The sequence below is a fragment of the Vulcanococcus limneticus LL genome, assembly GCF_002252705.1.
Classification (GTDB): Bacteria; Cyanobacteriota; Cyanobacteriia; order PCC-6307; family Cyanobiaceae; genus Vulcanococcus; species Vulcanococcus limneticus.
On record NZ_NQLA01000004.1, the window covers coordinates 124,975 to 136,240 of the forward strand.

The 11,266-nt window shown below is 63.1% G+C and carries 7 protein-coding genes; 6 read left to right on the forward strand and 1 reads right to left on the reverse strand.

Going from position 1 to position 11,266, the window contains the following annotated elements; translation table 11 throughout:
* Nucleotides 1–8: 8 nt before the first annotated feature.
* A complete protein-coding gene (locus CJZ98_RS03835) occupies nucleotides 9–2,627 on the reverse strand; it encodes a glycosyltransferase (RefSeq protein WP_198537463.1) in 2,619 nt (872 codons plus the stop codon).
* Between the two features lie 278 nt (nucleotides 2,628–2,905).
* On the opposite strand from CJZ98_RS03835, the gene CJZ98_RS17945 reads away from it, so the two are divergent.
* The 6 genes from CJZ98_RS17945 (at nucleotide 2,906) to CJZ98_RS03860 (ending at nucleotide 10,785) form a co-directional block, all read left to right on the forward strand.
* The gene (locus CJZ98_RS17945) at nucleotides 2,906–3,817 is read left to right on the forward strand and encodes a tetratricopeptide repeat protein (protein ID WP_094588515.1); all 912 of its coding nucleotides are present in this window, start codon (nucleotides 2,906–2,908) and stop codon (nucleotides 3,815–3,817) included.
* Entirely contained in the window at nucleotides 3,817–4,587 is a 771-nt protein-coding gene (locus CJZ98_RS17950) for a peptidylprolyl isomerase (protein ID WP_108723278.1), read from the forward strand. Before CJZ98_RS17945 ends, CJZ98_RS17950 begins: the two co-directional genes overlap by 1 nt.
* Nucleotides 4,584–7,568: an ABC transporter transmembrane domain-containing protein gene (locus tag CJZ98_RS03845; protein WP_108723279.1), complete on the forward strand. Its 2,985-nt coding sequence runs from the start codon at nucleotides 4,584–4,586 to the stop codon at nucleotides 7,566–7,568. The genes CJZ98_RS17950 and CJZ98_RS03845 overlap by 4 nt, the downstream gene beginning before the upstream one ends.
* Nucleotides 7,565–8,722, forward strand: a complete 1,158-nt coding sequence (locus CJZ98_RS03850) for an HlyD family secretion protein (protein WP_094588519.1) — start codon at nucleotides 7,565–7,567, stop codon at nucleotides 8,720–8,722. Before CJZ98_RS03845 ends, CJZ98_RS03850 begins: the two co-directional genes overlap by 4 nt.
* A 182-nt stretch (nucleotides 8,723–8,904) precedes the next feature.
* On the forward strand, nucleotides 8,905–9,948 hold the full coding sequence (locus CJZ98_RS03855; protein WP_198537466.1) for a glycosyltransferase: 1,044 nt from the start codon (nucleotides 8,905–8,907) through the stop codon (nucleotides 9,946–9,948).
* Between the two features lie 111 nt (nucleotides 9,949–10,059).
* Nucleotides 10,060–10,785: a hypothetical protein gene (locus CJZ98_RS03860; protein ID WP_157910858.1), complete on the forward strand. Its 726-nt coding sequence runs from the start codon at nucleotides 10,060–10,062 to the stop codon at nucleotides 10,783–10,785.
* Nucleotides 10,786–11,266: the final 481 nt, after the last annotated feature.

Consider the following 11,266-nt stretch of genomic DNA (forward strand, 5'->3'; position numbering starts at 1 on the left):
GCCACACCTTACGGGTGAGTCCGGCGCCGGTCGGCCGCCACGACGGCCGCCACAGCCGCCGCGATGGGCTCGGGATCGAGCACGATCGGCTCGAAGATCGGCCCTTCGTAGAGCAACTCCTGGAGAAGACGGGGAGGGGCTTCAGGCTGCTCGCAGCGATACAGCTCCAGACCCAGCTCCCAGGCCAGGCCGTGGCTGTAAGGGGGCGCATAGCGTCGGCTATGCAGCTCCAGCACCCGTGCGCCCGGCGGCGCAAAGGCCAGGTTGGCCAGGGCGGCACCGTGGGGCACCACCAGAAGACTGGCCTCCGCAACCAGGGCCGCCTGCTGCGTCCATGGCAGGGCCGCCGGGTCGACCACCTCCACACCCAGGGGAGCCAGGGCCTCCAGGGTGGCCCGCTCATTCCACACGGGCCGGCGCCAGGTGGATCGGCGCTGGAGCCACAGGCGGCGGCCGCCGCCAGGGGCCGCCGTCGCCCCCAGGAATCCCCGCAGCCAGCCGAGGGCCCGGCCCGAGGGCCAGCCGAACGGACCGCTGAAGTCCGGCACGAGCAACTCCTCAGCCTGGATGTAGGGGTGGCGGTGGGCATCGATCCACTGCTCGGGGGCCAGACCCAGGCGCTCCCACAGCCCCTGCTCCAGCAGACGGCCACCGCCGTTGTGCCACACCCGCAGCGATCCGAGGGAACCCTGCCGGCGCAGCTGCTCCAGGGCCATCCCGAGCCTCGGCAGCGCCTCCAGCAGCGCGTGATAGTGAATCTCAGCGGAGAGATCAGCCACCGCCAGCACCGGTCCGGCCACGGCCAGGGGTTCCCCGCAGAACGGGGGCTCGGGCCCAGTCGGGGGCAGCGGGCAGCCCGGCCAAGGCTGGGGATAACGACGGCAGAGGTGCCCGAGGGAGACACCTGCCGCCGTGGCCACCCCCAGACCATGGGTGACACCCCAGGGGTTGGCGGGGGAGCGGATCCAGCAACGGCCCCCCGGCAGCCGGTGCAGCTGGAACGGCGGCGCTGGGACTGGGGCTCCGGGTGGATGCCAGCGGACGCAACCCTCAACCACGGTCTCCCGACGCCACTCGGCGAGCAGCCGCTGGCCGCACGGCCCACAGGCCGGTCCCTGGCAGCGATCGGGAGGGCCATCGGTGCGCTCCCAGAAGGCTGGCGCCAGCGGCGGCACAGGCTCCTCCTGCCCATGGGAGCCGGCGGGGAGGGCCAGGGACAGACGATCAAGGGCGGCAGCGCCGACGGGGTAAGGGCGCCGATGCAACCGGGCCAGGGCCTCCAGGGCCAAGCGGCCGGGCGCAAGCGTGAGACTCTGCTCCAGCCGGCGGGCCGTGGGACGGGGATCCTCGGGCCAGGTGAGCCGCGCCCAGGCCAGGAGCAGGTCGGCCAGCTGGGTGGCCAGGACCTCCTCCCGGGCGTCGGTGTCGGGCGCCTGCGCTGGCTCCTCCAGCAGTCGCAGGCACCAGCCCAGGACGCGGTCGCGCAGCAACCGCAGGGGATCGTCGGCCACCAGCTGGCCCCGCAGCCGTTCCGGCCACCAGGGGCTGGTGGCCGGCTCCGGGCCCAGCTCCGCCAGCAGCTGGGCCCGGAGGGATCGCATCACAGCAGCCCTGGGGCGCTGCTGCAACCGGTCGGCCATCTCCTGCTCCAGCTGCGACCAGATCGGCTGCCGCAGCAACTCCCCACCAGCCAAGGGATGGCCGGCGCGGGCTGAACTGAGAACCGCGCTCTCGGCCAGGTGGACCCAAGAGAGGGCCGGGGGCAGGGGCGTGAGGCCCATGCTGGTGCGCCAGAGTTCAAGGGCAAGGTCAGGCTCGCCGCCCACCCAGGCGTGCCAGCCGGCCCACACACGGGTGGTGTAGGCCACCTCCCGCCGCAGATCCGGGATCTCAGGCAGTGGGGAATGTCGATGGAGATGCCGCTGGGTCACCCACAGCAGGGAGCGGATCTGCTCACGGGTGCGGCGACTGGCACCGCCAGAATGCACGCGGTAGCCACAGCCGATCTCCTCCACCCAGGCGCCGCGGTGGCCGGCCTGGGCCAGTCGGAGCAACAGGTCCACATCCTCTGCCTGGCTCAGAGCCGGATCAAAGCCGCCCACGGCCTCCAAGGTCTGGCGGCGCAGCATCCAGGCACTGGGCAGCACCGCCTTGTGGCGCAGTGCCTGTCGGAGATCGAAGGCCGCACCCTCAAGCCAGGGCTGAACCTCATGGAAGGCCACCCCCTCCGGGGTCAGCAGCTGCCAGCCGCAGAGACAGTGCGCAAGCTCCGGCCGCCGCTGCAGAAACTGGGCCTGCTGGGCCAGCCGACCGGGCAGGCAGAGGTCATCGGCATCGAGAAAGGCCACCAGGGGGGCGGCGGTGTTGCGCCAGCCCCAATTGCGGGCACTCGCCACACCAGCACCAGGGAGCCGTAACAGCCGCAGCGGCCACGGATGGGCCCGCCAGAGCTCCTGCACAAGCGCGGCAGAGCCGTCCGTGGAGCCATCGTCGACCGCGACCAGCTCTGCATTGAGCACGCTGCCGTCGAGGTTCCGCTGGTGGAGAAGTGAGGCCAGGGTGTCAGGCAGCCACCGGGCGGCATCGCGGAAAGGCAGCACTACCGCCAGGGCGGGCCTTGGGCCCATGGCTTCGATCCTATGAATCGTGGCATTATCAGCCGCAATGCCAGGGTCTGGCATCCGCCCTGGGCAGGCACCCAGATGCCCCCGAGGGACCACTGGATCTATCCATACCAAACCAATCGTCCGTGGCCACACCGAGCCATTCCGCCCCCGAGACCCCCAGGGCTCCCAGCCGCCGCTCACGCCTTTGGCAGCGGTGGACACGGCTGTGGCGGCGGGTTCCAGCGGCGCAGGCCAGTGGCCCCCAATCACCCCTCTCCACTGCCCATCTCCTGACCCAGGTGCCAGCCGCTTCTGGAGAGGTACCCCTGCCGGCCCATGCGCCCGACCGCCTCAGCGCATTCGCCAGCCGCTATTTCAACTATGGAGAGGAGCTCTTCCTGCGGGGATCCCCGGAGCTGGCAGCCGCTTTCTACCGCCAGGCCTATGCCCTCCTCCGCTCAGCGGGATGCGAAGGCCCCTATGGCGCGGAGGAACCTGCTGCGGCCGCCGATCCGGATCGGGCACAGACCGGCGGCAGCAGGAACGCGGAGTCGGAGCCGTTGCGCGCGCGTCTCAACGGGCTGCGTGACCGCCTGAACCGCGACAGCGTCGACGCGGTGAGTGCCGAGCTACGGGCACTGCGGGAGCAAGGACTGCGTGATCCAGAGCTGCACAAGCTGGAGGGTCTCGCGGCCCTGCTGCGAAACGATGCCAACACCGCCGAGCAGCGCTTCCAGGAAGCGCTCGCCCTGGCCCCCGACCACTACGCATGCCTCGTGAACCTTGCGGGCCTGATGCTGCGGGATGGACGCACGGAGCCAGCCTCCAAGCTTCTGCAACGGGCCCTGGCACAGGTGTCCAACGACAGCATCGAAGCCGTACCGGCACTCACGAACCTGGCCCTGGCCCACCAGCAGGCGGGGCGGGCCATGGATGCGGCCTTGCTCCTGCACCAGGTGCATCGCATCAAGCCTGGCCATCTGCGGGCGGAACTGCTGCTTGAGGCCGCGCAGACCCTCGAACAGATGGGCGATGATCTGATGGCCATCGAGCTGCTCGACTGGCAAAGCACCCATGAGCCCACGGAGCCCGGGCTAAGGAAGCTGGCTGCTCTCCTGGAGCGCCGCGGGGACTACCAAAACGCAGCGCTGGTGTATCGCAAGCTGCTGCGGGATCCTCAAGACGCCGCCGCACCCGCCGCACCGACCTAATGCTGCCGCAGCCCCTGCGACGGATCGGCGAGAGGCTGCCACTGCCGGCAAAGGAACTGACCAGGGAGCTCGCCCTCCACGACCTGCACCGCGCCTATCTGAGGCGGCAGTTGCTGAACTCCCTGCTCGCCCTAGAGACCCCAGAAGGGGAACTCCTGCCCGACCTCGATACAGCCATCCGTGATCTCGTCCAGCGCCAGGGCATTTCTGGCGAGGCAGAACTGGAACGCTGGCGTCTGGCCCAAGGATTGACTCTCGACGAGTTGCAGTCACTGGCCACCTTTCCCGCTCGCCTGGAAGCCGTGACTGAACGGATCTGGGGGGAGGATGTGCCGGGAATCTTCTTGCAACGCCGCAGCGAATTCGATACCGTGGTGTTAAGCCTAGTGCGCTTCAGTGATCCCGACCTGGCTCAGGAGCTCTATTTTCAGTTGCTGGAGGGCGAGCTGGGCTTTACGGAGATGGTGGAGGTGCATGCCCGAGGCGCCGACCAGTTGAACCGTGGCCTACTGGGTCCAGTGCGACTGAAGAACCTTCACCCCCTGCTGGCATGTGCAGCAGAGCGCTATACGGAAGGCATGCTCGTGCCACCACTCGACATTGAGGGTCAGGTACATCTGATTCGTGTGGAATCCCTGCAGAAAGCCCAGCTGGACGACTCCTTGCGGCGCGAACTTCTGCAGGATCTCTGCCAGCGATGGCTGCAGGAGCAACTGCAGATCCTGGAATCCCGCCTGCTGACGCAGCACGGCGAGGACATTTCCCCATGAGCAGTACCCGCGACCATCTGGCTGCTTCTGCGCTCCTTCACGACCTCCCTGAGGAGCTGGTGACAGCCCTCAACCGACGGGCAGAGCTGGTGGAGATCCCCCTGGGCAAAGCCTTGCAACGGGCCGGCCAACTGCCCCCCGGCGTGGGACTGGTCCTGAGCGGACGACTGCGCCAGGTGTACGCCAAGCCAGGCTTGCCCCCCCGCAGCGTGGGCAGCATCGAGCCCGGCCAGTGGCTGGGCTGGTCCAGCGTGGTGCGAGGGGAATCCGACCTGACCGTCAGCGCCTCCCTGCGCACCGTGATGGTGATGATCCCCCTGGCGGATGCCCTGGCGGCTGTACAGGAGCACTCCCACCTGCAACACAGGCTTGCTCTACCCCTGATCGAGGAGTGCGCTGCGCTGCTGCTGCCAGCCCTTGAGGAGATGGGCCGGCGCGTGGACGATCCGAGGGAGCTGCTGCAGGCGCTCATGCCTCAGATCCAGCTGCTCGGCCCGCAGGACGCGTTGCCGGTGGCAAACCACCTGCTGCTGTTCAGCGGCCCCCGCCCGGCCAAGGGACCGGCACCAGGGGAGCTGCTCGTCGCCGGGCAGGACGACTGGCGCCAGACGGTGAACCGGCTGCCAACGCGGGTGCTGGCCGTTCCGGAGGAGGCCCTGGCCGCCGCCCTTGATGCTTCGCCCGCCGACACCACCAGTGCGCTGACCCTTCGGCCGGAGCAGCGACCGACGTCGCTGGCCAGCTCGGCTCCGGTGGAGCCCACGGCCCTGGGATTCCCTGCCATCGGCAGCAGCCTGGAGGCGAACAGCTTCGAAAACCAGACCTTTGTGGGCGGGGCCTCCAGCCGGGTCGATCAGGCCCTGGCCTGCATCGCCTTCCTGGCCACCAGCCGCCGGCTGGCCTTCTCCGAAAAGCATGTGCGCCAGAATCTGCTCGATGTGGAACAGCGCCTCGGCGGCCTGAATCTGCCCCAGGTGGGGCTGCAGTTGGAGGCCCTGGGCTTTGACACACGTCCCCTGCGGGCCCGGCCCCACGAACTGACACGGCTGGATCCCCCTGCCCTGCTGGATCTCGATGGGGCCTTCGTTCTACTGCTGGTGGCCAGTGGCGGCGGCGGTGTTCTGGTGGGAGATCCGCGCCATGGCTTACGCCGTTTCAGCCTCCGACAGCTGGCTGACCAGCTGCCCCAGGGCACCGACATCCTGGTGATTCGCGAAGGGCGCACCGAGCGCCGAGTGGAAGAGGGGTTTGGCCTGGCCTGGTTCCTGCCGGCTTTTCTCTCCTATCCGGGCCTGCTATCCCTCACCCTGCTCACCGCCTTCCTCAGCCAGCTTCTGAGCGCGGTGTTCCCGATCGGAGTGCTGATGGTGATCGACCAAGTGATCACCCAGAACAATCCGTCGCTGCTTGTGCCCCTCAGCGCCATCCTGATCGCCTCGGCCCTAGCGGGCGGCGTGCTTCGGGGGGCCCGGGCCATGATCAGCGCCGACCTGTCCGACCGCGTGGATGGCCGACTGGGATCATCGGTCGTGGAACACTTACTCCGACTACCCATTCCCTACTTCGAACGCCGCCAAGTGGGCGGCATTCTCTATAACGTCAACCAGCTCTACAACCTGCGTCAGTTCGTCGTAGATCAACTATTGGGCGTCGGCCTTGACGTGGTCTTCGCTGTCGTCTTTTTCCTTGTTCTACTCTGGATCAGCCCGACCCTGACACTGGTAGTCGTTGTCGTTGCGCCTATCCTGGTCTTACTTAACACACTAGCCTCGCCACTGCTGATTCGACTTATTCGCCAAAGCAATCACTATGCGGCCTCTGCGGGATCATTCCTCTACGAAGTCACCTCGGGAATACGCACCGTTAAGAGCCAGAACTTTGAGGTTGAGGCCCGCTGGCAATGGCTGGAGCGCTACCGAACCTACACAGCCGCCCGGTTCCGAATAACCCAGCTCAGCAGCCTGATCAGCGAGAGCGGTACATTATTGAGCAATGTCTCCGATATTGCCCTCATCGTTGTAGGGGCTGGCCTTATTCTTTCAAACAAGCTTACACTCGGCGGCCTCTTTGCAGTCAAGATTCTTGCCGGACAGGTAGTCAATCCCGTTTTAAGGCTCTCGAATCTTTGGCAGGGCTTTCAGGAAATGCGCCTCTCACTAGCCTGCCTCGCCGACGTGATGCTGGCTCTACCCGAAGTAGGAGGAGAAGATCTTCAGGCGCCGCCACTACCTCAGATTCGTGGCGACATCCGTTTTGATGACGTAAGCTTTCGCTACGGCACGAAAGGGAGGTTGATTCTCGACAGACTGGATCTCACAATCAGCTCCGGCCAGTTCGTAGGAATCGTAGGCCTTAGCGGCAGTGGTAAAAGCACATTAGTCCAACTCATTGATCGCCTCTATACGCCCAAGCAAGGGCGCATCTTTCTGGATGACTTCGATATAGCAAAAGTCCAATTAGCAAGCCTGAGACGACGCATTGGCTACCTGCCACAAGACAGCCTGCTGTTCGAAGGCAGTGTGCTGGACAATATTCGGCTTAACAATCCTCGTGCTGACATCGAGGCCGTAATGGAAGCGGCCCGAGTGGCAGCAGCACACGATTTCATCCTGGAGCTGGAGAATGGTTATTCAACCAAGCTTGGGGAACGTGGAGCCGGCCTCAGTGGCGGCCAACGCCAAAGGATCTGCCTTGCCCGCACCGTGCTGCAGGATCCATCTCTTCTGATCCTCGACGAAGCCACCTCCGCGCTGGATGCCGAGACCGAGAAGCTAGTGTGCCGCAACCTTGCACGGCGCTTTGCCGGAAGCACCGTGTTGTTCATCACCCATCGACTCACTACCCTGCAGGAAGCGGATCGCATTCTCTTCATGGACAAAGGGCGCATCATTGAAGATGGGAGCCACAGCGAACTCCTCGCCCAGCGCGGAGCCTACGCAACCCTCTACAACCAGCAGGTCGGGGAGGGCAGCCAGCGATGAAGTTCCTGCCACGCAGATCCGGGGCCATCCCTGAACGTGAGGCCGCCCAGAACCTGCGGGGAAGCCAGGGGGTACGGCTGGAAAGTCGACCGACCCCTTGGTTCCCCCTGATCATCGGCGGGTCCATGGGGATCCTTGTGGTGATCGGCCTCACAGCGGCAGTCGTCGTGAAAGTGGATCAAGTGGTGATCCTGCCAGGCCAGTTGCAGCCGCTACGCAGCACTCAGGATGTGGCGCCACCCGAGCAGAGCGTGGTGACTTTGGTGCTGGTGAAGGAGGGCGATATGGTGTACAAAGGCCAGCCCTTGGTGATTCTCGATACCCGGGTGCTTGAAGGGCAGCAGAAGGCGCTAATCCAACAGGGAGCCTCTCTACAGGAGGGTCACCAAGCCGAGCTGAGCCGACTGCAGAGCGCCTTGGGGGAGCAGGAAGCGCGGGAGCGTGGGCTGCAACAGCAGCTGACGCTCACCCAGGGGCAACTTGATCGCTTTATACCCCTGCGCGAGCAGGGAGCCTACTCAGAAGTTCAGATTTTGGAAGTAAAGAAGCAACTGGCTTCGCTCCAATCTCAACTGGAGGAAAGCAGAAAACAGGCAGGACGCCTTCGAGCTGAATCGATGCAGAAGCAGGCGGAACTAAGTGGCTTGCAGGCTGAGAACCAATCAAGTTTAGTGCAAAATCAGGAAAGACTCCGCCAGATTGCCTTGCGTGCCCCCGCCAACGGTTCAATCCTAAACCTCAAGGCAAAACCGGGGATGGTTGCCCGTTCTACCGAACCACTACTTCAGCTCGTTCCTCAAGACAATCTGGAGGCAAAAGCTTTTATCCGCAACCAGGACCTTTCTTTCGTGCGCCCAAATCAGGCAGCCACAATTGCCGTGGACGCCTACGATCGTAGCAAGTATGGCACCATTCCCGCCAGGGTGCGCACAGTGGGCACTGATGTACTTCCTCCCGACGAGACCTACAAGTATCCCCGCTTCCCTGTGACACTGCAGCTGGAGAGGCAATATCTTGCTTCTACGGGCAAGCGATACTCCCTCCAGGCAGGCATGGCAATTACCGTGAATCTACAACTTGAAAAGCGTAGCCTTATGGAGCTTTTCTTCAGTGGAATTCTCAATACGACTGACGCCATTCGCACCATTCGCTGAATCAGTATCGGATGCGGATCCTACTGATACACCAAAACTATCCTGGTCAATTCCTCCATCTCGTCCCAGGCCTTGTGCAACGCGGGCATGATGTCGTCGGCATCGGGGCCCGCCCCACACCTTGGGGATTATCCGGTCAATCTGGTCGCTATCTGTGTGCGGGAGGTGAACCAGATCAGACCATGCACCTGGATCAACCGGAAGCGCGCATCGTGGGCCAGCTGAACCAGGCACGACGTGTGCTCAGGCAACTACAGCGGCTGAAGACCGAAGGCTGGCAGCCAGACCTGATCGTTGGCCACCCCTTCTGGGGAGAACTCCTGCTGTTGGACGAGGTGTTTGCAGGCACACCGCTGATTGCCCTGATGGAACTGGATCTTGGGGGGATTGAAATGCCACCTTGTCTGACCTCAGCAGGCCTGGTGCCTGCCGGCCCTCTAGCCCAATGGGCCGAACTTCTAGCGGCACGACGCATGGTAGCGGGACTCACTGCAACCGCATTTCAACGCAGCACCTACCCGTCTTGGCTGCAGCCACAGATCCATGTGATCCACGAAGGTATCGACCTGCAGCGCTGTAGACCCAATCCTCAAGCTTGCCTCCATCTGCCTGATGGCACCACACTCCACAGCGGTGATCCAGTGATCAGCTTCGTAAGTCGACAGCTTGAACCCTTGCGGGGTTTCCTGCAATTCATGGCAGCCCTGCCAGAAGTTCTTGCGCACAACCGTCACGTGCAGGTAGTAATCGTTGGGCAGGAGCATGGCCGTGGCTATGGTCCTCCGCCACCAACGGGACGAACCTGGAAAGAAGAAGCCATGGCCCAATGGCCTAGTGACACACCCCAAGATCGCATCCATTTCACCGGCTTTCTTGCCTATAACGACATACTTCGTCTCTTCCAGCTAAGCTCGGCACATGTCTACCTTACAGCACCCTATGTGCTGAGCTGGAGCCTACTCGAGGCCATGGGCTGTGGCTGTCTAGTCGTAGCGTCAGCCACGACGCCGATTGAAGAAGTCATCGATTCAGGTGTCCATGGACTTCTCGTTCCCTTTGGAGATGCTGCAGCCCTGGCATCCCAACTTCTTGAGGCACTGGCGGAGCCTCGCAAGTTCAACCCCCTGCGTCTAGAGGCTCGCCGCCGTATCTATACACACTTTGAATTAGAGCGTTGCCTGAAAAAACGCATCGAATGGATGCAACAATTATGCCGTCAACTGTAAGGGATCATAGATCCCCATCTTACAGGGCCAAGTTAGGATCCAAGCGCGCCGTCATGGTCAGCAATCGAGGCTATCCTTGGGTCCACGACATCTCAGGAGCGGAGCCAAGCCATGCATTTTTTCGACAGCCCATTCCAGCTCAGCAAAGAATGCAGAGACAAACTCGAACGGGCAGGACTTCAACCATGGACAGACGAGGCCGAAGCATCCACAAAACATCGACTGCTTCTCTATGACAGCCCCCACGCACTTCTAAACGAGGATGATATTCTTTCGGGATATAAAATCCTAATCAATCATTCCGCCGAGGGCTCTCCCCTGTTGGCTATCTGGCGCGTGCTCGCCGCAGGAGATCTGGAGCTGAGTCGCTGGATCCAGAATGGCATGAGGCCAGTGGCTCCACCCCAGCCCCCGGATCCCAGCCCCCTCGCCGCGTTCGCCACCCGAGCATACCTCAGCCAGGAAACGGAGGCACTGCAGGCCTATCACGGCCTGGAGAACCGTGCCGAGCGCTGGGGGAGTCCAGCTGACACAGCCTACTCACAACGACTGGAGCGCGAATTGACCTTTGGGGCACTGCGATTGGGCTTGCAAGCCCTGCAAGCAATGAAGCCCATCACCGAGGACAGACCAGAGATCAATAGAGAAGAGGAATCACTACAACTTCATCTCAATATCCTTGAACAGGAACTCAGTCACTACATCAAGCTAAGCCACTACCAGCACCGGCTACTCTGGCAGGCACAGCAGCTTCAGAAGCGCGCCACAGCGCTACTGCAGCCGGACCCCCAGCCTCTATCCGTCCAGGCCACGAAGTTCACCCGCTTGCAGGATTGATCGACAGTTTCACCGCTTCGGTGATGGCTCACTTCGTGCCTCCCACCAGCTCAATGAGCGCCTTTTCATGGACGCCGGATTGACACTACGGAGCGGCTCTATTTTACCAACGACAATCTAATCAAATGTCGAATGCTAAACCCCTGCGACAGATGGAGTCGACCGAACACACCAGCACCTTGCCAGTACACACCTGCTTTTCGCGAATAGCCGGGGATCGGCATATGAAGGACTAGATTGCGAGCATTTCCGCTAACACCAAGCAGGAAGCCACACTTCACTCAGCGTTCGGCTGCTGGGATCGTCAGCAGGAAACTGATCCCATCGATCTCATCAGCTATAGCAACAGTGATTTGCAAGCGCAGGGGGGCAAGCGGGATCCAGCAATGCACCAGATCAAGAAAGGCAAACGGTGGTCTTTCTGTCTAGGCGCAGTCCCGCGAAGCGGTAGGCCCAAACAGGCTTCGAAAGGCTCCGGGCC